This window comes from Cellvibrio sp., assembly GCF_039207905.1.
In the GTDB taxonomy this organism is placed as follows: Bacteria; Pseudomonadota; Gammaproteobacteria; order Pseudomonadales; family Cellvibrionaceae; genus Cellvibrio.
Genome location: NZ_JBCECX010000037.1, coordinates 21,396 through 46,554 on the forward strand (window position 1 = coordinate 21,396; position 25,159 = coordinate 46,554).

The window sequence follows — 25,159 nt, forward strand, 5'->3', positions numbered from 1 at the left end:
TTGATGAAGAAAAAGGAAAATTCATGCGCATTTTCTAACAGTTAGAATTTTTACGCCAGAGTTACTGCTTTTTTGGATCGCCCTGCGCAGTAATTTCTACTAAAGTCGCAATCCCGTTCTTACGCAATTTTTCCATCAATGCGGCAAGCCGCTCAACATCGGCTGCGTCCAATTGTTCGCCGTGGGTAAAACTCAAACGTTTTTTTGCTACCAGTTCGCGCACGTATTCCGGGCGTACACGCAGGCGTTCGGCGGTTTGGGTGATGGAGAGAAGTTGACGCAACATTGCTGGCTCGCGGGCAGGTCGTGGTAAATAGTTAGAGCGGCTTACTATGCCATATTTGTCCTCAACTGAGTGTATTGGTGCAGTGGTTTTCACGCGTCGCCTTGCTGTTGTTGGCCGTTCTGCTCAGCTCTGGCTGTGAGTTGCGGCAAGCTGTGCCATAATTTGCCCCATAACATAGTCGCTATAAGGTTCTTTCAATGGCTAATCTTGGCACCCTCTACACAGTTTCTGCGCCCTCGGGTGCCGGTAAAACCAGTCTGGTCAGCGCGTTGGTGAAATCCAACCCGGAAGTCTGCGTCTCTATTTCGCATACCACCCGCGCTATGCGCCCCGGTGAAATCGATGGTGTGAATTACCATTTTGTCGATCACGCGACCTTTGAATCCATGCTGGAGCAAGGCGCCTTTCTTGAGCACGCGCGCGTATTTAGCAACCTGTACGGCACCTCCCAACAATGGGTGGTGGATACCTTGAATCAGGGTATCGATGTGATTCTGGAGATCGATTGGCAAGGTGCGCAACAGGTGCGCAAATTGATGCCGGATACTGTGAGCCTGTTTATCCTGCCGCCGTCGTTGGCCTGTTTGCGCCAGCGTTTGACCGGCCGTGGTCAGGACGATGATTCGGTGATTGAAGCACGCATGAATGAGGCGATCAGCGAAATGTCCCACTATGTCGAGGCGGATTATTTGATCGTGAACGACGACTTTACCGTCGCCCTCGCGCAATTCCAGGCACTGATTACCAGCCAACATATCCGTTTGGCGCGCCAGGTTGAGCGTCATAGTCAATTACTTAGCGATTTATTGGCTTAAATTTGGCCATGTGCGGTTGGCATAGATGCGGCCAGTAACGCATAATAGCCGGCCGAATTGCAGCATGGCTGCGTTTTCCCAAGCGCCTGCATACAGAACACCTTAGATAGAGCACACAAAGTTATGGCACGTATTACCGTTGAAGATTGTTTGGATCATGTTGATAACCGTTTTGAGTTGGTAATGGTTGGCAGCAAGCGCGCGCGTCAATTGGCAATCGGTGGTAAAGACCCACACGTTGCGCCAGAAAACGACAAGCCTACCGTTATCGCCCTGCGCGAAATCGAAGAAGGCTTTATCGATGCAAGCATCCTGTTGGAAAAAGATACACTGCCACAACCCAAGCCTGAGCGCGTGTACGAAAACGATATCTAAGTCGATTCTTAATATGCCAGTACCCGCTGCCGTTACGGATAGCGGGTTTGTCGTCTGGCGTGTTGTCTGGAGAGGCGTGTGCAAACCATAGAGGCTTTAAGCCACCGGCTATCGTCCTATCTGGAACCTTCCCAAATTAATTTGGTGAAGCGCGCCTACTTCTACGCCGAACAAGCCCACGACGGCCAAAAACGTCGCAGCGGCGAAGCTTACATAACCCATCCTCTCGCCGTTGCCGATATTCTCGCCAGCATGCATATGGACCATCAAAGTCTGATGGCGGCCATGCTGCACGACGTGATTGAAGATACCGGCATCAGCAAAAAAGCCATCGCCGGCCAGTTTGGCGATTCGGTTGCGGATTTGGTTGATGGTGTGAGCAAGCTCACCCAGATCGAGTTTGAATCCCACGCGGAAAAACAGGCGGAAAACTTCCAGAAGATGGCGTTGGCGATGGCCAATGACCTGCGTGTTATCCTCGTTAAACTCGCTGACCGCTTGCACAACATGCGCACCCTCGGCGCTATGCCGAAGGACAAAAAGCGTCGCATCGCCAAAGAAACCCTCGAAATCTATGCGCCCATTGCCCATCGTCTGGGTATGAATGAAGTGCGCCTCGAATTGGAAGACCGCAGCTTCTACTGCATGTATCCACTGCGCGCGACCCGCTTGCAGGCTGCGCTCAAAACCGCGCGCGGCAACCGCAAGGAATTGGTCGAGCAGATCCAGACCTCATTTGAAAAACGGCTGCTGAAAGAAAACATCAATTCGATTGTGATTGGCCGCGAAAAACATTTATTCAGCATCTACGAAAAGATGCGCCAGAAGAAAAAATTCTTCAAAGAAATTATGGATGTCTACGCCTTCCGCATCGTGGTGGATACGGTGGACACCTGTTATCGCGTGCTCGGTGTAGTGCACAACCTGTACAAGCCGGTCGCGGGCGAATTCAAAGATTACATCGCGATTCCCAAAGCCAACGGCTACCAATCGCTGCACACAGTTCTGGTTGGTATGCATGGCGTGCCGATTGAAGTGCAAATCCGCACCAAAGAAATGGACGAGATGGCGAACAGCGGTATCGCGGCGCATTTCCTCTATAAATCCAGCAGCGATGAGCCGATCAACGCCAGCCACAGCCGCGCGCGCCAATGGGTGCAAGGCCTGCTGGAAATGCAGAAAAACGCGGGCAACTCGCTCGAGTTTATCGAAAACGTCAAAATCGATCTCTTCCCTGATGAGGTGTATGTCTTTACGCCTAAAGGCAAGATTGTCGAGTTGCCTACCGGTGCAACTCCGGTCGATTTCGCTTACGCGGTGCATACCGATGTGGGCAATACCTGCGTCGCCTGCCGTATTAACGAGCGTATGGCGCCGCTGTCGCAGCCGCTGATGAGTGGACAAAAAGTCGCGATCATCACCGCGCAGGGCGCACAACCGAATCCTAACTGGCTTAACTTTGCCGTATCCGCCAAAGCGCGCTCCGCGATTCGTCATTATCTGAAACATCAGCGTCATCACCAGTCAGTGACACTTGGCAAGCGCATGCTCAGTCGCGCGCTGGCAGAAATCCATATCGATCTCGAACACATGGCCGAAGAGCAGCAACACAAATTGCTGCAGGGCGCGCAAGTGGAGTCGATGGATAAACTCTACGAAGAGATCGGCCTCGGTAACAAAGTGGTTTATTCGCTGGTGAAATTGTTGCAACCGGATGCGGAGCTTAAAGCGCGCGCCGGTACGCTCAACTCGGCGATTACGATTGATTCCGCCGAAGGCATGATGATCAGCTTCGCGCGCTGCTGCCGTCCGATTCCCGGCGACCCGATTATCGGCCACGTCAGCTCTGGCAAAGGTTTGGTGATCCATCAAGACACTTGTCGCAATATCGCCGAGATCCGCAACTATCCCGACAAAATCAGCCAGGTAAATTGGGCCGCAACCGTCAGCGGTGAATTTTTGGTGGATGTGCGCGTGGAAGTGGAAAGCGACCGCGGTATTATCGCCACCCTCGCGACGCGCATTACAGAGCAGGGTGCGAGCATCGAACACATCAACGTCCACGAACGCGATGCCCACAACAGCGTGATCCATTTGTGTATCGGCGTGCACAACCGTATCCACCTCGCCAACATCATGCGCCGCATTCGCAACCTGAGTTTTGTGATCCGGGTAAATCGCAGTAAAAACTAGCGACAATCTTCTATACTTTCGCTCTTCCTTCTTTTTTGATAACTACTCATAAAGGTTTTTCCAATGACCAATAAAGCCATTATCCACAGCGACAACGCCCCCGCCGCCATAGGCACTTATTCACAAGCGGTGAAAGTAAATAACACCGTTTATTTGTCGGGCCAGATTCCGCTTGATCCAAAAACCATGCAATTGGTGGAAGGCGATTTTGCAGTACAAGCGCATCAGGTTTTTAAAAACCTGCAAGCGGTATGCGAAGCGGCCGGTGGTGGTTTGAAAGATATCGTTAAGTTGAATATTTATCTGACCGACCTGGCAAACTTCCCCATCGTGAATGAAGTGATGGGTCAATACTTCCAGCAGCCATACCCGGCACGCGCCGCGATTGGCATTAGCCAGCTGCCGCGCGCGTCGTTAATTGAGGCAGATGGTGTGATGGTTATTTAAATTTTTAATCACTTTCACTAATAAAATTGCCAATCAAAAATGCCCGACTCGTCGGGCATTTTTTTTGCGAAAAAAAGCGGAATTATTGCGTAAAACTTGTTGAATGAATCGCAGTGAATTATTGTAGCCATGCAGCTGAGTGCCGAATTTTAAATTGGCATAGTCAATTGCATAGATAAAAATTAAGAAGGCAAACGCCAGGGCAAAAGGACTATTTATGAAATTATATTTACATTTACTGCTAGTTATTAGCACCGCATTTTTATCATCTATCGCGCAATCAGCGACTGCTCTCTCAACCGAAGATTTCTCCAAGCTGCCGGATGCAAACCGGTTGGTATTATCTCCTGACGGAAAAAAACTGGCTTCGATTGTTCGTCTCGATGCCGATGGGGTGCACGGGAGTGCTGTACAGGTAACTGATCTCGCTACTAAAAAAATTAACTATGCGTTATTTTCCGATAACTCCAAATTCTTTTTGAATTGGGTTCAATGGAAAGACAATACAACATTGCTGACCGGTGCATTTACACCATCGGAGCGCGACACCTACGTGATGGGGCAGCGGATTCACTTCAAAACCCGCGACTTCCATTTGATGATTATCAATACCGAAACTGATGCGGTTACGGTGCCATTTACCTATAATTTTTTGAGCCGCTATAAAATATTGCCATCCAACCGCGATCAGGTAATTGATCCGCTGCGCAATGATCCCGACCATATTCTTATGCTGATGCCTGGATTGGATCGCGGCTTTCCGTTGGAGTCTCTGGTTTACAAGGTCAATATAAAAACCCAGAAAGCAACGTTATTCCATCCTGCTCAGCATAATGTGTACAACTGGGGAACCGATCAGCAACACAATGTGCGGGTGACTTCCGGCATGAAGGACGATTTATTTTCTACCAATGTGCGCGATGCTGATTCAGACAAGTGGCGCAATCTTTGGCCCTACAAAATTTTTTCGGAAGACAGAGTTGAACCTTTGGGTTTTGATCAGGACCCGAATATTTTTTATGTGCGTGCCTATCATCAAAAACGTATGGCGATTTTCAAAGTCAATTTGAAAGATCCGGAATTAAAGCGTGAGCTGGTAGTTGCTGATCCAAAATACGATGTGCTCGGTCAGCTGGTTTATTCTCCTGCTACACGCAAAGCGATTGGTGTTTCTGCGTTGGAAGAAGGTGGCACGCATTTTTTTGATAAGGATTTACAAACACTGCAACAAAAAATTGATAAGGCAATTCCGAACAATCGCAACTATATCTATTCACTAACTGATGATATGCAAAAATTCCTGGTGTACTCCACCAGCAGTACAGATTCGGGAACCTATTATTTAGGGCAAGCTAATCCCGTCAAACTGGATGCGGTTGCCTATAAGTACAATAAGTTAACGCCGGAATTTATGAGCAAAAGTGAGCGAATTGAATATAAAGCTCGTGATGGTTTAACGATTGAGGCATTTTTAACCCTGCCTAAAAATGTCACTGGTAAAAAGCTGCCGACGCTGATGTTCCCACACGGAGGTCCAATTGCGCGTGACAGCGACGATTTTGATTACTGGACCCAATTTTTTGCCAGCAAAGGCTACGCTGTATTGCAAATGAACTTCCGTGGTTCAAACGGGCAAGGAATTGAATTGCGCAATGCCGGTCTGAAAAATTGGGGCAAGGAAATGCAGGATGATGTAGAAGATGGTGCACGTCATTTGATTGCCAAAGGTATCGCTGATCCGCAAGCGATTGCGATTGTCGGTGCAAGTTACGGTGGTTATGCTTCGTTGATGGGCGCGGTGAAAACACCGGACTTTTATCGCTGTGCGATCAGCGTGAATGGTGTGAGCAACGTTTATGATCTGGTGAAAAATAATCGCGCTTTCTGGCGCAGCTACAACATCATTGACGAAATGATCGGTAACGATAACGCTACGCTCAAAGCTATATCACCGGTTAATTTTGCCGATAAAATCAAAGCACCTGTATTGTTAGTGCACGGTACCGATGATCGTCAAGTGGAAATTAAACACAGTTATGAAATGCGCGATGCTCTACAAAAAGCGAAAAAAGATGTGACCTTTGTTGAATTGCCCAGCGAAGATCATTTTCTTTTAAACGAAAAAAATCGCATCGATACTTTCCGCGCAATGGATACATTTTTAGATAAATGTCTGCCGGTAAAAAAAGATCAGTCAGTAGCGATTAATTAACGCAAAATTGCTCTGCAAATAAAAAGGCCGATCACATTATTCTGATCGGCCTTTTTATTTTCAGTCACAACTTACTTTTTCAGCGTCGCCTTGGGGTTGGGCAGATCGGTGATTGTGCCAGCACCTAATTCCGCAGCCAGACCAACAGATTCGTGCAGCGTCGGGTGAGCGTGGATGGTGAGGGCGATGTCTTCTACGCTGGAGCCGAACTCCAGTGCGAGGGTGAGTTCGCCGAGTAATTCACCGGCGTGGACGCCGACCAAACCGGCGCCGAGTAAGCGGTCGGTTTTTGCATCATAAATAAGCTTGGTTTTGCCTTCGCTGCGATCAGAGGCGATGGCGCGGCCGCTGGCGCTCCAGGGGAAGGCGGCGGTTTTGTAGTCCAAACCTTGTTGCTTGGCTTCTTTTTCGGTCAGGCCGACCCAGGCGATTTCCGGGCTGGTGTAGGCGATAGATGGGATCGCCATAGGCGCAAACGCGTGTGGATGGCCTGCAACACCTTCGGCGGCGGCGTGGCCTTCGTGGGTGGCTTTATGTGCAAGCATTGGCTGGCCGACGATATCGCCGATGGCGTAGATGTGCGGCACATTGGTTTGCAGATATTGGTTGACCGGGATAAAGCCGCGCTCATCGACATTCACGCCCGCTTTTTCGGCGCCGATCAATTTGCCGTTAGGCGTGCGTCCTACCGCGACCAATACCGCATCAAAATCAAGCGGCGTAGCTGGCGCCTGCGCACCGCTGAAGGCTACCTGGATCGATTCGGCTTTGGCGGTCACTGCTTCAACTTTGGTGGACAGCAATACTTCAAAGCGGTCTTTGTTGTACTTGCTGTAGATCTGTACCAGATCTTTGTCGGCCGCTGGCACCAGCTGGTCGGCGAATTCGACTACGGTCACTTTACTGCCGAGGGCCTCGTACACAGTCGCCATTTCCAGGCCGATAATCCCGCCGCCAATCACCAGCAAGCGCGCTGGCACCGAGCGCAATTCGAGTGCGCCGGTTGAATCAAAAATACGTGGATCTTCGGGGATAAACGGCAGTTTTACGCTGCGTGATCCCGCCGCGATAATCGCGTGGTCAAAGTCGATCAAGGTGGTTTCGCCACCTTTTACTACCTGCAATTGGCGGTCGCTGGTAAAGCTGCCGTGGCCTTCTACGACTTTCACTTTGCGGCCTTTGGCCATGGCGCCAACACCGGACACCAGTTTACTCACCACCGAATCTTTGTAGGCGCGCACCTTGTCCAGATCGTGGCTGACGGTGCCGATGCTCAGGCCGAGATTGTCGGCGTGTTTGGTTTCATTGATCACTTCCGCAACGTGCAGCAGTGCTTTGGAGGGAATACAACCCACGTTCAGGCAGACGCCGCCGAGGCTGGAATAGCGTTCGACCAGTACCACATCAAGGCCGAGATCAGCCGCGCGGAAAGCCGCAGAGTAGCCGCCGGGGCCACTGCCGAGTACAACGAGTTGGGTTTTGATATTTGCCATCGTTAGCTCCTGTGCACATTGGGAATATCGGGGAATCGCATCATAAGCGATTCCCCGGCACTTGGGGCAGCTGACGGTCATTACATTCGTCAGGTATGTTAAGGCGCGAGTACCTGCAAGGCTGCCGAGATGTAAACCAGAGGTGCATTCCAGTTGATGGCGATCTCGTTGGTGGAATAGCTGCATTGGTCATCGACAAACGATTTGGCTGGCAGGGGCGAAGGATAGTTGGAGCAATCACCCGAGTGATCCGGGTGCGGGCCGCCGACAATAAAACCGGGAATCGGCGCGGCTATACCGTCACCGCCAGAGGGGCGATGGTGGATATTCATCGGCGTCTTGTTGCCATAACCGGTCACGAACGAATAGTCAGTCGCGTTGCGCCCGAGCACATAGTCAAACAGCGACTGCGCGGCTTGGCGATAAGCGGTTTTGCTGGTATCCAGTTGATAAGCCTCAAGCAGCATCAACGCCTGGTTCAAGGCTCCGGAATTACTGCCCCAGTAAAAATCTCCTTTTTCGAGCGAGACACCGTAAGGCGATGCCGCTTTTTTGGCGACAATACCGGCTGCTACACCATCGAGGCGGGTTTTGATCAGTGCCTTGTCAGCGGCAGCGGTGAGCGAATCCAGATTCTGCGCTAAGGAAATCCAGCCCAGACTTTTCACGCCGATCCAGCCGGGAATATCGGCGCTGGTGTCGGCGGGTTTCATCGCTGCGTAATAGCTGTCGTCATCGGTGGCGATGTACAGCTCGGCCGCTGCCCAGAAGAATTCGTCGCTCACATCGTTATCGCCGTAACCGCCGGTTTGGATATCGGCTGGCTGGCTGTAGTAGATCGCGGGATTCGCTTTCGCCCAAGTCCATGCAGCTTTGGACGCGGCAAGCATTTTGGCGGAGAGGCCGGGATATTGGGTTTCGTAGCCAGCATAAATACGGCTGGCGGCAGCCATTACGGCGGCAAAATCCAATGTGGCGGCAGTGGATTTTTGCACCAGATAGCGCTCGGATTTATCGGCCTCGGGCATCTCAAACCCGTTAAATCCCTTGCTAGTGAGTTTGTGATAAACGCCACCGTCGTTCGGGTCCTGCATCGCCAGCATCCATTCCAGATTCCACAGAATCTCGTTGAGAATATCCGGCACCGCATCGCCCGATTCGGGGATATTCAGCGATTGTGCAGTGAAGTAGGCGGGAAAACGCTCGAATGCCGCCAATAAGGTGTAAGTGGTGATGCCCGAGTTGACGATGTATTTATTGTAATCGCCCGCGTCATACCAGCCTTTGGGCGCACTCACGACCGTGCCTTCCGGGCGTGTGGCGTCAGCGGCTGAGGCGTGGATAAAGACATTGGTATCCGGATGGCCAGCAGCGCGCTGGTAAATGCCCGCGTGGGTTTCAAGCAGTGCGGTGCTGGCGCGGTTAAAGTAAAACGCCTTGAGCGCCGCCGCATTCAGCGCTTTATAAGCGTCGGCGGAAATAGTGAAGCTTGCTGCTTGCGCAACTCCGGCCACTTTCAGCTCGTAATTCCCCGGTGTTGTCAGGCTGGAAAAATCGGCCAGTTTTACTGACTCGAATGACGGCTCCCATACGGCGGCGGCGGTGAGATTGCCTGCCAATACTTCTTCCGTCGTGCCTGCTTTGACGATGCTAAAACGTGTTGCATCTACGCCGGGAACTACGGCGAGTTTTTCCACGTTGGGGGTGAAGCCCAACTGGTTGAGTTTGATCTGCTCTGGCACCGTCACTTTGGGTGGTTCGACCGGATGGATGCAGCTGCTGGCGTCGCCTTTTGGTGTTTGGCTAAGGGTGACTGCGCCGCCGTCGCTGGAGGTGATTTTCATCCAGTTGAGGTTAAAGGGGCTGCTTTTCATCTGCACACAGAGGGCGTAGTTGCCCGCCGCTAATTGACCGAGCGAGTGGTTGAGGCTACTCCAAACTTGCCAGCCGCCGGTGGGCGCAACGCTAATGTCATCGACCGCGCGGACACCATCGATTTCGTACCAGAAAGCGCCGCCGGATTGTGCCGTCGCCACCCGGCTTTCAATCGCAAAAGTGCCCGCCTGGGTGACGTTGATACTGAATTCGAGCCAGTCGCCGGTATCGATATAGGCGATGCTGTAACCGCCGCCCGCATCGGTGGATTTTTCGATATCCACATCATCGGTGCGGTATTCACCGGTGGTATTGCCCGCCGTGGTGTCGTGGTAGCGCAGGTAATCTTCCGCTTCGATCAGCAAGCCGGTAAACGCCGCTGCCGATGAGCTGCTGGCTGATATCGCGAGGCTTGAACTTGCAGCCGCCGGGCTGGAGCTGGATGCCGCACTGCTGGATGAGCTTTTGTTGCCGCCACCACTGCCGCTGCCGCCGCAGGCTGTGAGCAGGCCTATTGCCAGTGTGAGGCTGGCGGGTAAAAAGTATTTTGTTATGGTCATTATTTTTCCCCTGTGAGAGTCGTGTACCAGTAAACGCTGGCACGCGGATGCTAGGGGAAGAGGTCGGGCAAATACTCACCACTTCAGGTTGTAGCAGTCGCCACTTTCGGTTGCGGCTGAAAGTGGTGGTGAGTGATAAAGGGGGAATAGGGAGTTAGCGGGCTTTTTCGGCGGTCCACATGGCGATCGGCATCCCCGGTCGGGTTTCGATGGCACTGAAACCGGCGGCGGCGAGTAGTTGCGGTTTATCGAGCTTATGCCAGGCATCGACAAAAGGTTCGTAAACCCGCGCGGCCAGTAGCTTGAAATACAACTTTGACCAACCGGCAGCGCGCAACAATTCACGCAGACGCAGCGGCTGCAGTTGTTCGTGGGACGGCTCGGCGATCACCAGCTTGCCGCCCGGTTTAAGTACCCGCGCAAATTCGGCCAGTGCCTGTTCGATATATTTGGGCGGGATTTCATGCAGCACAAAGCAGAGGGCGATGCCGTCGAGCGATTGGTCGGCAAAGGGTAAATCTTCAGCGAGGCCGGGGATAAATTCGATCCCGGGATGATCGTGCGCGGCGTGGCGCAACAGGTAAGGTGATGGATCAAGCCCCCACACCCGCTTCACTTCGGCCTGCTTGATTGCTGCCGCAGTGCGCCCGCCTGCGGTGCCCACATCCAACACAAAATCGAGGCCGTATAAGTGATTGGCGATCCAGGCGCGCGCGCGCTGCATATGGCCGCACATGGCGATATCAAAGCCGGTGATGTAGCCGCGCGAAAAGCGGCTGGAATAATTGCCGTTGGGCAGATTATGGAATTCTTGCAGCAGATATTTGGGTACGGATGGCAGGGTAAAGGCGCCTTCCGGCAGCACCACCGGACGATGCTCTTTGCCGAGGAACGAGCGCAACACTTCGCGCCAGCTGCGCCAGCGCCGGAAATCGAGTTGATCGGGCCAGGTCTCGGCCAGTTGTATGTTGTTCCAGTCGGGCGCTTGCGGCAATCCGTGATCTCGCAAGAATCCCTGTTGTTGCAATGGTTCGGCGGCGCGAGCGGCTGGTACTAAATCCATGAGTAAACCTTATTTATTAACGGGTTGCCGGAGGTTCAGGCGACAACCGCAAAAACGTAACGCCGGGCATAGTAAACGCCAGCGGAAAAAATGTACATGTGCATAGCGCCCCTTGTGACGGGGTTAAATCATCGCCAAAAGCGCGGTGAAAGATGAGCCAAATCCCGCGAAAAGCAGGTATAGTGCGGCGCTTCAATGACTGGATCAGGGCTAACTTTTGCTGAGCATCAAAGGACTTAGTTTTGGATATCCGCGCCAACCGGTGCACTTGGACGGGCTGACGCTGGATGTCGCGCGGGGCGATATCCTTGGCTTGCTCGGCCCCAATGGCGCAGGTAAAACCACACTGGTGTCGCTGATCGCCGGGCTGCTGAAACCGGCGGCGGGTAGTATCCAACTGGCGGGCGAACCGGCCGCATTGGGTCGGCGCGAGCTGGCGCTGGTGCCGCAGGAATATGCTTTCTATCTGCGCCTTACTGGTCGCGAAAACCTCGATTATTTCGCCGCTGTCTGCCATTCCAATCCCCAAACCCGTCGCGCTGCTGTCGAGCGGGCAATCGAAGAAACTGGTTTGGGCGAGCTGCAACATCAATTGGCGGCGCGCTACTCCGGCGGTTTCAAGCGTCGGCTCAATATCGCTATCGCCCTGCTGCAAGCACCGGAATTACTGATCCTCGACGAACCCACCGCCAACGTCGATCCGCAATCGCGCGCGTTTTTGCTGGACGTTGTCCGGCGCCTGAATCAGTCGGGTACCACCATTATTTACACCTCCCATCTGCTCGACGAAGTAGAAGATCTGTGCCGCTCGGTGGCGGTGATGGATCGCGGTCGCATTCTGTTGCAGGGCGATATGAAAAGCCTGCTTGCCGAGCAGCATTGTTTGCATCTTGCGCTTCCTTCTGCACCGCCAGCCGCGCTGCTTGCACAGGCTGGGGTTGTTAAACGGGATGAATCCCCAAGCGCGCAAGAGTGGGAGTTTGATCTGGATCGTCTGGGAATATCGGCCGCACAATTGCTGCTGCAACTGGAGCAGGCGGGCATCACCCCTATCCAAATCCACTATGGCCAGCGGCGTTTGGAAAGTGTTTTCCTGACAGCTTTAGCGCGGGAGAACGAGCGCCTATGAGCAGATTAATCGCCTCCATCCACAAAGAAACGCGACTGCTGCTGCGCGACTGGCACGGTCTGCTGGTGCTGTTCGTGATGCCCGCGCTGTTTGTGCTGATTATGTCGCTTGCCCTGCAAGGCCAGTTTGCGCAACAGGGCGGCGGGCAGCTCAAAGGCTGGCTGAGTGGCGAGCAGTTGATTGTCGAGAACACCCAAGCCGAAGCTTTCGTGAATCTGCTGCGCGAACAACCGGATCTGGAAATACGCCTCGCTATGCCCGGCTCGCCGCTGAGCACGTCCGATCGCTTGTTCCAAATCCATATCCTCGCCCGCTTTGATCAGGCATTAGCAGGTGAAGGTGATCCGCGCACCGGCGTTGAACTGAGCTTTGCCCCTGAACTCGGGTTGCGTGAACGCGCCTTGATCGAAGCGGCGGTGCAGCGCACTTTTGCCGAATTAAATACCACACTGATCGCCGAAGAACTGGGTTTCGACCGCGCTTACGCCCAGCGCGAACTGCTCAAAACCGGCTTTATCACGGTGGTGGATGGTGCCGGTAATCAGGCTGCCACCCGACCCAATTCCGTGCAGCAAAATGTACCGGCCTGGCTGATCTTCGGGATGTTTTTTATCTCAATTCCCTTCTCCACCACGGTGATTCAGGAGCGCCAGCAAAAGACGCTGATGCGCCTGCAAACCTGCGGCATGCCGCTCAGCCAAATCTATCTTGGCAAGTTGTTACCTTATCTGGTGATCAACCTGCTGCAGCTGGGGTTGATGCTGGCGATAGGTGCATTGTTGCTGCCACTGGCGGGTGCTCAGGCGCTGTCGCTGGATGTGTCTTTCGTCGCGTTAGTATTGATCAGTATCAGCACCAGTTGCGCGGCTTTGGGTTGGGCATCGCTGGTCGCCGCCGTCAGCCGCACCATTGAGCAGGCGACAATCCTGAGCGGCGCTTCCTGCATTATTTTCGCCGCGCTCGGCGGCATAATGGTGCCGCGTTTTGTGATGCCGCCGCTGATGCAAGACCTGAGTTGGCTCTCGCCCATGGCTTGGGCATTGGATGGATTTTTAGCAGTATTGGTACGCGGTGGTGGCTGTGCCGCCGTGGCCATAAACAGCTTGATGCTGGTCGCCCTCGGCGGCCTGTTGGCATCGGCTGCCATTTTTATCTCCCGCTGGAAGCAAAACCATGACTGATTTTTCCTCCGCCGCGTTCAAGCGCGAGCTGAAGCAATTGATTATCGATGAATGCGACAAGGACATTAGCCCCGACGATATCGGCGACGACGACAAGCTGGTGCGCGGCAGTCTCGACCTGGATTCGCTCGACGTGCTGCAAATCTGCATGGCGATCAAAAACCGCTATGGCGTGCGGATTGAAGGTTCATCCACGGCGCGTAAAGTCATGGTATCGACTAACACCCTGGCCGCTTTTATCGCCAGCGAACGCGCTTGATGACAGCCAGTATCCGCTATCTGGATGCTCGCTCGGCGCTTGGTTTGTCGCTCGACGAATGCGTCGATAACCTGCTCGGTGGGCACAAGCCCTGGCGTTGGCTCGATTTCCCCAACTTGCAGGAGCCCCTGCAGCTGCCCTATTTTGCGCTGCCGGAATCAGCAGATGCTGACGCCACGCGCATCTATTCGCATTTGCAAGATATGACCGGCAAGGCAATCGCTGCGCAGGATTTGGATAGCGCCCAGCGCGCGCGGACCGGATTATTTATCGGCTCCTCCTCCTACGATGTCGGCGTCTCGGAAGCCAATTATTTCCTGGCTTTGGAGCAGCAAGCGCAGGAAACTGGTGCGGCAGATCCGCTGCCAATGGGTATCGTCGGCTACGGCAAAATGGCCGAGCGCTTGCGCCGCGAATTTCAATTGTCGCCCCACTGTTACAGCTACAGCACCGCCTGTACCTCCAGCGCTAACGCCTTGCTCTATGCCCAGCGGTTGTTGGCGGCGGGGTTGATCGATAATGCGCTGGTTATCGGCGTCGAATTTTTCAACCAGACCACCCTGCTCGGTTTTCACAGCCTCGGCCTGATTTCACCCAGCCAGCGGCTCGCCCCCTTTGCGGCCGACCGCGATGGTTTGGTGCTCGGCGAAGCCTGCGCGTTGGTGATGTTGGGTCGCGCGGATGAGTCTGCGCCTGTGCAGCTCGAACTCTGCGGCGGCGCCATCGCCACCGATAATCACAGCCTCACCGCCGCCATTGCCGATGGCTCCAGTCTGGCGACGGTAATCGCAGCAGCGCTGGCTGAAACCGGTGTGACCGCGAGCGCGATCAAAGGTGTCAAAGCCCATGGCACTGCCTCGCTGATGAATGACGAAGCCGAGGCAGCAGCAATCAAACACGTGTTCCCCGAGTCGCTCCCCGCCGTATTTGCACTCAAACAATTTTGCGGCCATACCCTCGGCGCCAGCGGTGCGCTGGAGCTTGCGCTAGCGGCGGGCTGTCTGTTGCGCAATCGTTTGCCATCCAACCCCGGCCACCAATTTGATCCAGCGCTGGGGGTGGCACTGAACATTCAAGCCGGCGCCGCACCCGACGGCCATTACCTGTTTAATTGCTTCGCCTTCGGTGGCAACAACAATGCGCTGGTGCTGCGCAAAACCAGTCGTACGGAGGCGCTGCAATGAAGCTGATCTCCCACTATTCGTTGCATCACAGTTTTGCCCGTGACCAAGCGGAGCTACCCGATCTGCGCGCGCTTATCGCCCCTTGGGTGCCGCAGCGGATTCGCCGTATCGATCGCTACATAGAGCTGTGCGTCGCTGGCGGTCTGAACTGCGTCGCAGGCCGCCAATTGCCGGAAAACACAGGTGTTTATCTAGCGACTCGCGCAGGCGCGGTGAGCACACCTGCAGAAGTGATGGAAGGTATTTTCGCCCAGCAAGACACTCCCATGCCGCTGCATTTTGTCAACACACTCGGCAACACCGCCGGTTTTTACCTGACTCAATTGCTGCACACCAAAGGCAATACGGTGGTGGTCGCGCAGGAGCAATTGTCGTTCGAGGCAGCGCTGCTGCATGCATGGCTCGACCTGCAACAAGGGCGAATCCACACCGCGTTAGTGGGCGGTTTCGATGAAGCCGCATTACCGCTCGCACAACACGCCCGTCGTTTGGGAGTTGATGCGCAAGATGAAATCGCCGAAGGCAGCCACTGGTTATTGTTATCAACCGAAACAACAAATACCGCCGCGATAACCTTGGGCAATCCAGTTTACTTTGCTGATGTAGAAGAAGTGCTTGAGTGGCTGCGCGAACAAGATGTACAACATCTGCAATGTGCTTTTAATCCAACGGCTGAAGAACAAGCGCAACTTACAAATGTGGTTGGCGAAGTACAGGTTTGCACTCAAACTGGCATCAGCCAAGGCGCATTTTCCGGTGGATCGCTAATTGAACTTTGCGCACGGGTGGAGCAATTTGGCAAAAGCGGAATTCATCTCGCGCGCAACTTTTCTCATGGTGATGCTGGTAGTTATTGCGCTCTACGGGTCGATCTTTCTCAATGAATTATCGCTGCGGCCACTTATGGATTGTAAGTAGCGTAAATCGTTAAACTTTTTGCAGCAATTCACTAGCGCGCAACTTAAAAACCATGCGATTGATTGCTATGTTAAGGCTGATTCTTACGGGCAACCTTAGCGTTCTCAAGCCAACCATTACTTAAAAGATTTTTTGCCCAACTTTCAGAAAAAGACGCAACATCTTTTAGCATTAGTTCATTTAACACTACTATTTCAGATCCAATCAGTCGTATTAAAGGGTGAAATACGCCTGGAGAAGAGTATGAGTATGGAATCCAGCCGTCATTGCCATCTACATTTGAAATTAAGAACTCAATTCTAAGGTCATAAATAAGCTCACCAAATTCAGTATAGGAATGAGCTATTGAAATAATATTTTCTTCAACTAATTCAATTGATAATGGGTCGAAATAATCAATTTCCAGCTTTAGGTATAAGCCATCTCTATAGTCAATTGCACAATGTTTATATAGCAACAACTCGATGACTCTCTGCATGTGATAGCAGATTTTTTTTGAGGATTTTATTTCACAAGCACTTCTCGGTTTTACGTTGATGATTTGAATGGTTTCTTTCACGCACATTTCAACATCATTGTATATTTCGTTGCCTGTAAACCTTATAACTTGATATCCATTTTTTTCTAAAAAACGTTCTCTAGATGCATCATGTTTTCGTTGTTCTCTAGTTTTATGATATTCATGTCCATCGAGCTCGATAATGCAGGCTTTATCCAAGATAAGAAAATCAACTCGAAATTTACCTATCCACTCCTGTGGTCTTAAGCTAGGAATTTTTTCTTTAGCCGCATCCCAGTACATTTTTTCAATTGGAGTCATTTCAATATTCATTGATCTCTCTTCCCTAAAGTCTTATATAACCGCCCCGTTATACAGCCCGACTTTTTTGCCCTTTGTGCCACACCTTTAAAAACTCCCACACCTGCAATTCTTGATCGGCGCAGGTGAGTAATTCGTTGGCGACTTTTGCCAGATCAATTATTTCGGATTTTTTGCATTGTTGTACGGTGGTGAGCGCGAAGCGGCGCCATTGGTCGCCGGCGTCGGTCATCATTTGCGCTGCTTGCGCGAGTTGGTCGTCTTGCAAAATTCCAGCGGACTCTTTCAAAAATGAGGCGTAGATAAAACGGAAGCCTGCGCCGCCGGTGCCTATCTCTTCCTGCATGCGCACTATGTGGCCGAGGAATAATTGCTGCTCTTTTGCGCTGCCTTTCAGCCCGGCGATTTTGCGCGCGAGGTGGCGCACGCCGCGGATGCCGATAATCGGCAGCGGTGCGCCGGTCATGACTTTGCAGTTTTTGGCGATGGCTTCGGGAATCAGGCGCGCGTAGTCCACTTGCGACGGCACTGATTCGATGGAATACATCAAACCTTTGGGTGCCAGCGGGCCGCGCGCAAAACGGGCTTTGTTCAGGTGGCGCGAGGCCACGGTGACCGGTGCTTCAAAGACCGGATCGCTGATCTGGTAATTGTCGCCCTCTTTGCCGTACACCAGCAGGTTGTGCGCGTTGAAGTGGAAGCGCATCTCTTCCGGGAAGTAGGGTAAGTAGTACACCGAGGTCTGCAAGCCGACCAATTTCCCCTCGCTTATCGCTGCATCCAGCGCTTCGGCGCCGCGCATGGGGTTGCCGAATTTCTGGAAGGAGACTTTTACCCCGAGGCGTTTGCACAGGGTTTTGATAATAAATTTGGGCGGCAGGCGATAGGCAATCAGCGGCTGGCCGGAAATCTTGACGATGGGGATATAGGCAAACGCGAGGGCGTTCGCGAGGCCAAATGCCATAGGTTCTGACATCGGCAGGCCACTGTGGGTGAGCAAAGCGGAGATAACGCCGCTCTCGCAATGGGCGGACTGGTTGTGGGCAAAAGTCATGTCAGGCATCCGGGGTGGTTAGCAGTTGTGCGCGGGGGATATCAAACACCTCGGCGTAGCGGTCGAGCAGCGCAGGCGACAAGCGCGCAAAATGTTTGGGCTGGAAGTGGCGGTTGATGCGCCAGCGCCAAATGCCCGATACCTGCGCCAGCAGCGGCAAATCCATGCGGCTGGCGTACATGTGGTAGTAGAGCGGCGAGCGGGTGCCGGCTTTGACCTCAGCCAGGGCGGCGCGGGCAAGTTGCTCGAACTCTTCTACTGCGGCACAGGTAGCGGCGGCCTCAACTTCCCAACCGGAAGATTTCACCCCCACGTATTCACCCGCTTCAGTTTGGGCGTAGAGCAATTTTTTGTGGCCAGCGTAACTACTGCTGTTGTCCTGGGGAACCTGGTCACTGCGCATGGGCAATCCTTAAACGACGGTTAACAGCATGTAGGCGACTGCAAAGCGGCCGCTCTCGGGAACATAGCAGAGGATTTTTTCGCCCGGCTGCAAGCGGCCGGAGCGGAAAATCTCGTCGAGCATGATGTACATGGAAGCCGAGCCGGTATTGCCCTTGGTGGCAAGATTGGTGAACCAGCGCTCTTCGGGGATCACAAACTCGGCTGCGCGCAGGCCATCGGCCAATTTGTCGCGGAAGTAGGCCGATGAATAATGGGGCAGGAAGTGGTCGATATCCTCGGGCTTGATGCCGTATTTCTGCTGCAACTGGCGCAGTGGTTTTTCGACCGTGTAGTGGGTGATGTTGGCGTTGAGTTGCTTCACATCCTGCTTGACCGCCAACAGGCTGTCTTGCTGGCATTCATCGCGGCTGACTTGCTGCCAGCCGGTGAGCGAGCCGTCGGCATTTTTGCGTGCACCGGCGTACATACAAGTGTCCATCTCGTTGGCGTAGGAGAGAATATCCAGCCACTCGATTCGCAGTGCACGTTGACCTGCGGGAACTTGCTGCTCAAGTAATACCGCACCGGCACCGTCGGAGAGCATCCAGCGCAGGAAGTCTTTTTCAAATGCGATCTCGGGATTCTGCTCCAACTCGGCTAATTGGTGGTCGATCTCCGGTGCAAAGTTTTGCCCTTGCATTGTGTAGGACGCCGCTTCCGACGCCGTCGCGACCGCTTTGCTGTGCAATCCGCCCAACACATTCATGTAGGCATATTTGAGCGCGCTCATGCCGCAGGCGCAAACGCCAGTGGTGCCCGCGACTTCGCACGCGGGCGCACCCAATTCGCCGTGCACCATGGAGGCGTGGCTGGGAATCAGTTGGTCGGCGATGGTGGTGGAGGCAACCAAGCAGCCGATATCGCCCAAACCGAACTCTGCATCCAGCAAACCGCGCACGGCTTCGGCGCCCAACTGCGCGTTGGTGTAGTTGTGCTTGCCGGTGGTTTTATCGATGGCGTAATGGCGGCTGGTGATCTGGTTGCTGCGCAGCACCATGCGGCGCGCACGGGAGGCGCGCTCGCCCACTTGGCCGAGCAGGGGTTCCATTTCGTCATTGCTGACCGGCTCGTTGGGCATAAAGCTGCTGGTGCGGGTGATGTAAACAGGTGCTATCGGCATAACGTAAGCTACTTCTTTTCTGGTTGCGCAGTGCGATTAATCGGCTGCGCTTATGTTGGGCAATTATTGGTTAGGCAATTACTGCTGGGCAATAGAGGTTTCGCAGGCCGGGCAAGCGGCGGCAACTACCTTTCGGTCTTCACCGGATGGCTGGGCGAAATAAGCCTTCTGGCGGGCGATGCGCGCTTTCATCAGCGGTGCGAACAAGCGCTTCAATATAGACGTCACCGGCACGACTGTCAGGATCAAGGTCAACAGAAATAGTGCATAGGCGATGGTCAGCGGCTTGCGCAGCCAGGCATCGGGTTTGCCTGCGGCGAGGAACAGTTTGCCCCAGAGATAAAAACTGCGGGTGCCCACTTTCTCACTGGCGATCAGTCGCTCATTGATGGTCACGGCGCCCAAGCCTTGCAGCAGGGTTTCATCGAGTGCTTTGTCGCTCGTGAGACCTTTGCGGATCGCGACCCCAAAACGGGCGGCGGAATCGATTTCTGCCTCGGCTACACCGGCGGCCGGAATCCCCAGTGGGAAGGGGCCTTTGTTGCCAGTGAGCATCCACAATGGGGTCGAGATAAAACTCGCGGCGGTGCCGGCTTCATCGACCAGAGCCACATTGCCGACCAGTTTGGCGTTCAGACGCGCGAGATGGGCTTTGACTTTCTCCTGCGCCATCAACCACATATTGCGGCAGGCGATGACCGTCACCACCGGCGTATTCGCCAGCAGCCGCTCGGCCTCTGCGCTTTGCAGGAATGCAGTCACGGGAATGGATGGCGCGAGGAACCAAACCTGATAGGCGAGGATCACAAGGTCGTAGGGTTCATCACTGGGTAAGTGAATGGGTTTTAACGCACAGCCGCGCTCGTGCGCCGCTTCGGGAAAGGTGTTGATAAAGCGGATAAACGGCCAAGGGAAGGGATAGTTTTCCACCGGCTCAAGCCGCAGATGATCGAGTTGGATCGCAGGCTGCGCAGCGAGCGGCTCAATAATGGATGACACAACCTTGTGCAGTTGACCGGTCTGCGAGTAATGAACGACTAATACGCGCTTGGGTTTCCTTATGTCCGTCAATGTATTAACTCCAGTTTTTCGTCGCGTGTTTCAGTTTGTATGGATTGCTGCCGTGGCATCCAAATCAGGACGTCATGTTATAGTGCGGCGCAGTTTATCACAGCAATTTACGGGGATAATAATTTGAAAAAGCGGATGTTTTCACTCTTTTTGCCACTTATTTCTATCATCGTGCCAGCAATTGCCCAAGCTGCAAGTCTAGTCATTCATATACAGGATTATCGTCATTTCGGCGTTTCAGTCTACATCGCTATTTACACCGTAAAAGACGGTGGCTCATGGAGCGACGAGCCGATCAGGCTCTTGCAGTCGCCATTGGCGGCGGGAGATGAAATGCAATTGGATACCGATTTGCCGCCCGGCCGTTACGCGATGCGGGCGTTTGTCGACCTTAATGGCAATGGCGAATTGGACGTGGGCGCATTTGGCAAACCGAAAGAGCCATTTGCGTTTAGTCGATTAAATGGCGCGGCCGACTCTTTGCGCTTCAAAGCGGCTGCGGTGGATGTAGGTGATAAAGGTGAGTTGGTGCTGCGCTTTTTGCATCCCAAAGAGAGCACTAAAAACATCGCCAAAGGCGCTGCTGCAACTGAAGCTAGATCAACTGAGCCTTAGCCTCGAGGATAAGCTGGTCGCCGCTACGGATCTGCAATTTGATACTGGTGGGCGCGGTGTTTTCAGCATCGATTGCGTCCAGATCGCCATGTAACTGCGCCGCCATTCCCGGCAATAAGGGCGCGACAAATTTCACTTTGCTAAATCCCGCCACGCGGCGCTCCGGCAATTGCGCGCGCAGACACAGGTCGATTTTCGCCAGCAGCCAGGCACCGGGCACCAATGGCGCACCGGGAAAATGCCCCTGCACGCAGCGCTCCTGTTCGTTCACGGTGAAATCCACTAGCATGCCGCCTCCTGAAATTATCGCTGGTAATCATTGTTATGGCTGAGTCACTTACCGCCCCGCTCGGCTACGCGGGTATCGAATCCCTTTTGCCTCATGCTGCGCCAATGGTATTGCTCGACGTGGTTGAGAGCTGGGATTCACAGACCATTTGCTGTTCGGCCCAATCCCATTTGGCAATCGATAATCCCCTGCGCCAGAGCGGGATATTATCGGTCTACGCCGGTGTCGAGTACGCCGCGCAAGCCCAAGCGATTCATGCGCGCCTTACGGCTAATGCCGATGCTGACGAAACTCCGCGCAAAGGTTTTGTCGCAGTGGCATCCAAGCTTGAAGCGAGCGTGCGCGATCTTGATGAAATCGCTGTGCCTTTGCAGATTGAATTGACGCAATTGGCTGCCAACGACCAATCTTCGCTCTACCGCTTTTCGCTCAGTGCCGCCGGAAATCAATTGCTGCAAGGCGAGTTGCTGGCGGTCTTGGCTCCGGCGGACGAGTAAGGTTTTAGAAAAAGCTGAAGCCGACCTGGAAGAGTTTTTCCACATCGCGGATATGTTTTTTCTGCAGCAAAAACACAATCACATGGTCACCCGATTGCACCACCACATCGTCGTGGGCGATCACCACTTCATCGCCATCCGGCCCCTGCCGCACAATCGCGCCTATATTGGCGCCCTCGGGCAAATCTATATCTTCCAGCGCTTTGCCCACCACCTTGGATGACTTGGCGTCACCGTGGGCGATAATCTCAATCGCCTCGGCCGCACCGCGGCGCAATGAATGCACGTTGACGATATCGCCGCGGCGCACATGGGTAAGCAAGCTGCCGATGGTGGTGGTCTGGGGGGAAATGGCGATGTCGATATCGCCGCCCTGTACCACATCCACGTAGGCGGGATTGTTGATCAGCGTCATCACTTTGCGCGCGCCCAAGCGCTTGGCGAGCATGGACGACATGATGTTGGCTTCGTCATCGTTGGTGAGTGCGAGGAACACATCGGTATCTTCGATGCTCTCCTCCAGCAGCAAATCCTTATCGGACGCGCTGCCCTGAATCACTATCGCCCGTTCCAGTTGGTCGGACAGGTGGATGCAGCGCGGTTTGTTGTACTCGATCACGCGCACGTTATAGCGCCCTTCAAGCATCTTCGCGAGACGCAGGCCGATATTGCCGCCGCCCGCAATAGTGATGCGTTTGTAGGCGACTTCGAGCCGACGCAACTCGCTCATCACCGCGCGGATATCGGCCTTGGCAGCGATAAAGAAAACTTCGTCATCGGCTTCGATCACCGTCGTTCCGGTGGGCATAATGGCGCGATTACGGCGATAAATCGCGGCAACGCGCGTATCAACCGACGGCATATGCTCGCGCAAAAAACGCAGTTCCTGCCCGACCAGCGGCCCGCCGTGATAAGCCTTCACCGCTACCAGCTGGACCTTGCCATCGGCAAAATCCAGCACCTGCAAAGCGCCGGGTTGCTCAATCAAACGGAAGATATATTCAGATACCAACTGCTCGGGGCTGATCAATACATCAACCGGAATCGCCTCGGACTCAAACAACTGGTGATGGGTCAAATAGGAGGTGGCGCGCACGCGTGCGATTTTGGTGGGGGTGTGGAACAGGTTGTCGGCGACTATGCAGGCGATCATGTTGATCTCATCGTTGCTAGTCACCGCCACCAGCATATCCGCATCTTCCGCACCCGCTTGCGTCAAGGTGTCCGGATGCGAGGCCTCGCCCGCGATCACGCTGATATCCAACCGGTCGCGCAACTCGCGCAAGCGCGCCTCGTCGGTGTCGACCACGGTAATGTCGTTGGCCTCACTCGCCAAATGCTCTGCCAGACTACCGCCGACTTGTCCTGCGCCGAGGATGATGATTTTCATAATTTGCCCGTTATTGTGAGTTTTTTATCAGCCGTAATCGTGCCGATTATTAGCAAAGCCTAGTGCGCATCAGTCTGCTTTGCGCAGTCGCGCGTAGTAAAAACCATCGTGTCTATCCAGTTGCGGTAAGAGTTGTCTGCCTTGGGGTTGTGGGATTCCCCATTCAACATCGAGTTGATCGCAACTTGCATCTTTCTGGCGTGCCACAAAGGCTTCGATGATCCGGGTGTTTTCCTTGGGCATAATCGAGCAGGTGGCGTAGAGCAAGATGCCGCCCGGCTTGAGCAGTGGCCACAGGCTTTTTAGTAGTTGCTGTTGCAGCTCGCCCAAGCGATCCAGCTCTTCGGGGGTGCGCAACACTTTGATGTCCGGATGGCGGCGGATAATGCCGGTCGCCGAGCAGGGAGCATCGAGCAGTATGCGGTCGAACTGCTCGCCGTCCCACCACTCATTCGGTTTGGTGCCGTCGCCGCAGATGATATTTGCACTGACGTCTAGGCGCGCCAGATTTTCGCGCACGCGATTGAGGCGGCGTTCATCGGCGTCCAGTGCAGTTACCACCAAGCTCGGCTCTAACTCGAGGAGGTGTCCGGTTTTACCGCCGGGTGCGCTACAGGCATCTAATACACGCAAGTTGGGCGACAATTGCAGCAAATCACCACTCAATTGCGCTGCTTCATCCTGCACGCTCAACCAGCCTTCAGCGAAGTGCGGTAGTTTGCGCGGATCAGTCGCCTGCTCAAGCGTTATGCCGTAAGGGCTGTATTGGGTCGGTTTAGCATTTATGCCTGCATCATTTAGCAGTGCGAGATAATCGTCGCGGCTGATCTTGCTAATGTTCAGGCGCAGGCTAAAAGGCGGGTGCTGGTTGTTGGCAGCGATCAATTGTTCAAGTTGTTCCGGCCAGCACTTGCTGATCATCGCCTCCATCCATGCCGGATGATTGCTTTGAAAAGCGCGGTTAGTGCTGAGAAATTCGTTAATTCTGGCGCTATCGCGCTGAAAACTGCGCAATACACCGTTTACTAGTTTGGTCGCCCAGGGCTTTTTGATATGGCGGGTAACTTCCACCGTTTCGCCAATTGCGGCGTGGTCGGGAATACGGGTATGCAGCAATTGATACAGTCCAAGCAACAGTAGTGCTTGTACATCGCCATCTTTGGCGCGTAGCGGTTTATCCAGCAGGCATTCGGTATAGGCTTGTAATTGGGGATAAAAACGACAAGTGCCAAAGCAAAGTTCTTGCAGTAACGCGCGATCATTTTCCGCTATCTTCGCTGAAACTGGCGGCAACAGGCTGGAGAGTGAGCCTTTCATCGCGAGGATCTGTGTTATCACCTGCGCCGCCGCGGCGCGCACGCTTAACATGCTGGTTGTTCCAGTTGATCGCCGACTTTAAATAAGTCAGGGTGGCCGCGCAGTATCTCGCCCACACTCATCGCCTTTTTGCCGGGCAATTGTAGCTGCTCAAGAATAAGCTGGCCTTGGACGCACGCTACCCATAGTCCGTCTGCGCTTATTTGAGTGATGCTGCCGGGTGCGGCGTTTACGGTTTTGTCTGAGGCTTTTGCGGCCCACACGCGGATGCGCTGGTCATCACCAGTACCTGCCGGCTTGGTGTGCGCCACCGGAAAAGGATTAAATGCGCGTACTTTGCGTTCCAGTTCAATGGCGGAAAGTTGCCAATTTAATGCGGCTTCTTCTTTGTTGAGCTTGGGGGCGTAATTGGATTGGCTGTCATCCTGCTTTTCGGGATTGAGCTTGCCTGCAGCTATCAGCTCAAGCGCTTCTAGTAATGATGGGGTACCTACGGCGATGAGCTTATCGTGCAGGCTTCCGCCAGTATCGTCGTTTAATATCGGGCAAAAT

General features: G+C 53.8%; 25 protein-coding genes. 12 read left to right on the forward strand and 13 right to left on the reverse strand.

Translation table 11 applies throughout. The features are described 5' to 3' along the window. Positions 1-61: 61 nt before the first annotated feature. On the reverse strand, positions 62-379 hold the full coding sequence (locus AAGC78_RS17945; RefSeq protein WP_435785480.1) for a hypothetical protein: 318 nt from the start codon (positions 377-379) through the stop codon (positions 62-64). A gap of 104 nt (positions 380-483) precedes the next feature. Here AAGC78_RS17945 and gmk point away from each other — a divergent pair, with 104 nt between their 5' ends. The 5 genes from gmk (at position 484) to AAGC78_RS17970 (ending at position 6,328) form a co-directional block, all read left to right on the forward strand. Next, positions 484-1,101 (forward strand): guanylate kinase, encoded by a 618-nt coding sequence (gene gmk, locus AAGC78_RS17950; protein WP_435785481.1) that lies wholly within the window; start codon positions 484-486, stop codon positions 1,099-1,101. A gap of 123 nt (positions 1,102-1,224) precedes the next feature. Further along, complete coding sequence (rpoZ, locus tag AAGC78_RS17955) at positions 1,225-1,476, forward strand: DNA-directed RNA polymerase subunit omega (RefSeq protein ID WP_062060126.1); 252 nt, start codon at positions 1,225-1,227, stop codon at positions 1,474-1,476. A gap of 78 nt (positions 1,477-1,554) precedes the next feature. Next, complete coding sequence (locus AAGC78_RS17960; protein ID WP_435785482.1) at positions 1,555-3,669, forward strand: RelA/SpoT family protein; 2,115 nt, start codon at positions 1,555-1,557, stop codon at positions 3,667-3,669. 63 nt (positions 3,670-3,732) lie between these two features. Continuing rightward, positions 3,733-4,116: a RidA family protein gene (locus AAGC78_RS17965; protein ID WP_435785483.1), complete on the forward strand. Its 384-nt coding sequence runs from the start codon at positions 3,733-3,735 to the stop codon at positions 4,114-4,116. A 217-nt stretch (positions 4,117-4,333) separates the two neighbouring features. Continuing rightward, the gene (locus tag AAGC78_RS17970) at positions 4,334-6,328 is read left to right on the forward strand and encodes an alpha/beta hydrolase family protein (protein WP_435785484.1); all 1,995 of its coding nucleotides are present in this window, start codon (positions 4,334-4,336) and stop codon (positions 6,326-6,328) included. 71 nt (positions 6,329-6,399) lie between these two features. Here the strand turns inward: AAGC78_RS17970 and lpdA are convergent, their stop codons facing one another. The 3 genes from lpdA to AAGC78_RS17985 form a co-directional block, all read right to left on the reverse strand. After that, entirely contained in the window at positions 6,400-7,821 is a 1,422-nt protein-coding gene (gene lpdA / locus AAGC78_RS17975) for a dihydrolipoyl dehydrogenase (protein WP_435785485.1), read from the reverse strand. A 98-nt stretch (positions 7,822-7,919) separates the two neighbouring features. Next, positions 7,920-10,256 (reverse strand): glycoside hydrolase family 9 protein, encoded by a 2,337-nt coding sequence (locus AAGC78_RS17980; RefSeq protein WP_435785486.1) that lies wholly within the window; start codon positions 10,254-10,256, stop codon positions 7,920-7,922. Between the two features lie 154 nt (positions 10,257-10,410). Beyond that, positions 10,411-11,319 carry a class I SAM-dependent methyltransferase gene (locus AAGC78_RS17985; protein ID WP_435785487.1) on the reverse strand — a complete coding sequence of 303 codons (909 nt, stop codon included), beginning with the start codon at positions 11,317-11,319 and terminating at the stop codon, positions 10,411-10,413. 217 nt (positions 11,320-11,536) lie between these two features. Here AAGC78_RS17985 and AAGC78_RS17990 point away from each other — a divergent pair, with 217 nt between their 5' ends. The 5 genes from AAGC78_RS17990 to AAGC78_RS18010 are packed head-to-tail and all read left to right on the forward strand — an operon-like array spanning position 11,537 to position 15,956. After that, positions 11,537-12,448, forward strand: coding sequence for an ABC transporter ATP-binding protein (locus AAGC78_RS17990; RefSeq protein WP_435785488.1), 912 nt, complete (start codon positions 11,537-11,539; stop codon positions 12,446-12,448). After that, positions 12,445-13,629, forward strand: a complete 1,185-nt coding sequence (locus AAGC78_RS17995; protein WP_435785489.1) for an ABC transporter permease — start codon at positions 12,445-12,447, stop codon at positions 13,627-13,629. The genes AAGC78_RS17990 and AAGC78_RS17995 overlap by 4 nt, the downstream gene beginning before the upstream one ends. Then, positions 13,622-13,888 carry a phosphopantetheine-binding protein gene (locus AAGC78_RS18000; RefSeq protein WP_435785490.1) on the forward strand — a complete coding sequence of 89 codons (267 nt, stop codon included), beginning with the start codon at positions 13,622-13,624 and terminating at the stop codon, positions 13,886-13,888. Before AAGC78_RS17995 ends, AAGC78_RS18000 begins: the two co-directional genes overlap by 8 nt. Further along, on the forward strand, positions 13,888-15,072 hold the full coding sequence (locus AAGC78_RS18005; RefSeq protein WP_435785491.1) for a beta-ketoacyl synthase N-terminal-like domain-containing protein: 1,185 nt from the start codon (positions 13,888-13,890) through the stop codon (positions 15,070-15,072). The genes AAGC78_RS18000 and AAGC78_RS18005 overlap by 1 nt, the downstream gene beginning before the upstream one ends. Continuing rightward, on the forward strand, positions 15,069-15,956 hold the full coding sequence (locus AAGC78_RS18010) for a hypothetical protein (RefSeq protein WP_435785492.1): 888 nt from the start codon (positions 15,069-15,071) through the stop codon (positions 15,954-15,956). The genes AAGC78_RS18005 and AAGC78_RS18010 overlap by 4 nt, the downstream gene beginning before the upstream one ends. 104 nt (positions 15,957-16,060) lie before the next feature. Here AAGC78_RS18010 and AAGC78_RS18015 read toward each other — a convergent pair whose 3' ends face one another. The 5 genes from AAGC78_RS18015 to AAGC78_RS18035 all read right to left on the reverse strand — a co-directional run bounded on the left by AAGC78_RS18015 (position 16,061) and on the right by AAGC78_RS18035 (position 20,427). Continuing rightward, entirely contained in the window at positions 16,061-16,822 is a 762-nt protein-coding gene (locus tag AAGC78_RS18015; RefSeq protein ID WP_435785493.1) for an endonuclease domain-containing protein, read from the reverse strand. A 37-nt stretch (positions 16,823-16,859) separates the two neighbouring features. Then, the gene (locus AAGC78_RS18020; RefSeq protein ID WP_435785494.1) at positions 16,860-17,864 is read right to left on the reverse strand and encodes a BtrH N-terminal domain-containing protein; all 1,005 of its coding nucleotides are present in this window, start codon (positions 17,862-17,864) and stop codon (positions 16,860-16,862) included. A gap of 1 nt (position 17,865) precedes the next feature. Beyond that, positions 17,866-18,267: a hypothetical protein gene (locus tag AAGC78_RS18025; protein WP_435785495.1), complete on the reverse strand. Its 402-nt coding sequence runs from the start codon at positions 18,265-18,267 to the stop codon at positions 17,866-17,868. A 9-nt stretch (positions 18,268-18,276) separates the two neighbouring features. Further along, positions 18,277-19,428 carry a beta-ketoacyl-ACP synthase III gene (locus AAGC78_RS18030; RefSeq protein WP_435785496.1) on the reverse strand — a complete coding sequence of 384 codons (1,152 nt, stop codon included), beginning with the start codon at positions 19,426-19,428 and terminating at the stop codon, positions 18,277-18,279. Positions 19,429-19,506: 78 nt separating this feature from the next. Further along, a complete protein-coding gene (locus AAGC78_RS18035; RefSeq protein WP_435785497.1) occupies positions 19,507-20,427 on the reverse strand; it encodes a dialkylrecorsinol condensing enzyme in 921 nt (306 codons plus the stop codon). Between the two features lie 207 nt (positions 20,428-20,634). Here AAGC78_RS18035 and AAGC78_RS18040 point away from each other — a divergent pair, with 207 nt between their 5' ends. Further along, positions 20,635-21,114: a DUF2141 domain-containing protein gene (locus AAGC78_RS18040; protein ID WP_435785498.1), complete on the forward strand. Its 480-nt coding sequence runs from the start codon at positions 20,635-20,637 to the stop codon at positions 21,112-21,114. Here AAGC78_RS18040 and AAGC78_RS18045 read toward each other — a convergent pair. Then, entirely contained in the window at positions 21,095-21,403 is a 309-nt protein-coding gene (locus AAGC78_RS18045; RefSeq protein ID WP_435785499.1) for a hypothetical protein, read from the reverse strand. The two genes, AAGC78_RS18040 and AAGC78_RS18045, sit on opposite strands and share 20 nt — an antisense overlap. Positions 21,404-21,438: 35 nt before the next feature. Here AAGC78_RS18045 and AAGC78_RS18050 point away from each other — a divergent pair, with 35 nt between their 5' ends. Next, complete coding sequence (locus AAGC78_RS18050) at positions 21,439-21,900, forward strand: hypothetical protein (protein WP_435785500.1); 462 nt, start codon at positions 21,439-21,441, stop codon at positions 21,898-21,900. Positions 21,901-21,904: 4 nt separating this feature from the next. Here AAGC78_RS18050 and trkA read toward each other — a convergent pair whose 3' ends face one another. The 3 genes from trkA to AAGC78_RS18065 form a co-directional block, all read right to left on the reverse strand. Next, positions 21,905-23,290: a Trk system potassium transporter TrkA gene (gene trkA, locus AAGC78_RS18055; protein WP_435785501.1), complete on the reverse strand. Its 1,386-nt coding sequence runs from the start codon at positions 23,288-23,290 to the stop codon at positions 21,905-21,907. 69 nt (positions 23,291-23,359) lie between these two features. After that, positions 23,360-24,658: a 16S rRNA (cytosine(967)-C(5))-methyltransferase RsmB gene (gene rsmB / locus AAGC78_RS18060; protein ID WP_435785502.1), complete on the reverse strand. Its 1,299-nt coding sequence runs from the start codon at positions 24,656-24,658 to the stop codon at positions 23,360-23,362. Then, positions 24,652-25,159 (reverse strand): methionyl-tRNA formyltransferase (locus AAGC78_RS18065; protein WP_435785503.1); only part of this gene is annotated, 508 nt, incomplete at its 5' end. The genes rsmB and AAGC78_RS18065, both read right to left, overlap by 7 nt.

Coding starts and splice junctions, on each gene's coding strand:
- gmk (WP_435785481.1), top strand. CDS start 484: ATGGCTAATCTTGGCACCCTCTACACAGTTTCTGCGCCCTCGGGTGCC.
- rpoZ (WP_062060126.1), top strand. CDS start 1,225: ATGGCACGTATTACCGTTGAAGATTGTTTGGATCATGTTGATAACCGT.
- AAGC78_RS17965 (WP_435785483.1), top strand. CDS start 3,733: ATGACCAATAAAGCCATTATCCACAGCGACAACGCCCCCGCCGCCATA.
- AAGC78_RS17970 (WP_435785484.1), top strand. CDS start 4,334: ATGAAATTATATTTACATTTACTGCTAGTTATTAGCACCGCATTTTTA.
- lpdA (WP_435785485.1), bottom strand. CDS start 7,821: ATGGCAAATATCAAAACCCAACTCGTTGTACTCGGCAGTGGCCCCGGC.
- AAGC78_RS17980 (WP_435785486.1), bottom strand. CDS start 10,256: ATGACCATAACAAAATACTTTTTACCCGCCAGCCTCACACTGGCAATA.
- AAGC78_RS17985 (WP_435785487.1), bottom strand. CDS start 11,319: ATGGATTTAGTACCAGCCGCTCGCGCCGCCGAACCATTGCAACAACAG.
- AAGC78_RS17995 (WP_435785489.1), top strand. CDS start 12,445: ATGAGCAGATTAATCGCCTCCATCCACAAAGAAACGCGACTGCTGCTG.
- AAGC78_RS18000 (WP_435785490.1), top strand. CDS start 13,622: ATGACTGATTTTTCCTCCGCCGCGTTCAAGCGCGAGCTGAAGCAATTG.
- AAGC78_RS18005 (WP_435785491.1), top strand. CDS start 13,888: ATGACAGCCAGTATCCGCTATCTGGATGCTCGCTCGGCGCTTGGTTTG.
- AAGC78_RS18010 (WP_435785492.1), top strand. CDS start 15,069: ATGAAGCTGATCTCCCACTATTCGTTGCATCACAGTTTTGCCCGTGAC.
- AAGC78_RS18015 (WP_435785493.1), bottom strand. CDS start 16,822: ATGAATATTGAAATGACTCCAATTGAAAAAATGTACTGGGATGCGGCT.
- AAGC78_RS18020 (WP_435785494.1), bottom strand. CDS start 17,864: ATGACTTTTGCCCACAACCAGTCCGCCCATTGCGAGAGCGGCGTTATC.
- AAGC78_RS18025 (WP_435785495.1), bottom strand. CDS start 18,267: ATGCGCAGTGACCAGGTTCCCCAGGACAACAGCAGTAGTTACGCTGGC.
- AAGC78_RS18030 (WP_435785496.1), bottom strand. CDS start 19,428: ATGCCGATAGCACCTGTTTACATCACCCGCACCAGCAGCTTTATGCCC.
- AAGC78_RS18040 (WP_435785498.1), top strand. CDS start 20,635: ATGTTTTCACTCTTTTTGCCACTTATTTCTATCATCGTGCCAGCAATT.
- AAGC78_RS18045 (WP_435785499.1), bottom strand. CDS start 21,403: ATGCTAGTGGATTTCACCGTGAACGAACAGGAGCGCTGCGTGCAGGGG.
- AAGC78_RS18050 (WP_435785500.1), top strand. CDS start 21,439: ATGGCTGAGTCACTTACCGCCCCGCTCGGCTACGCGGGTATCGAATCC.
- trkA (WP_435785501.1), bottom strand. CDS start 23,290: ATGAAAATCATCATCCTCGGCGCAGGACAAGTCGGCGGTAGTCTGGCA.
- rsmB (WP_435785502.1), bottom strand. CDS start 24,658: ATGTTAAGCGTGCGCGCCGCGGCGGCGCAGGTGATAACACAGATCCTC.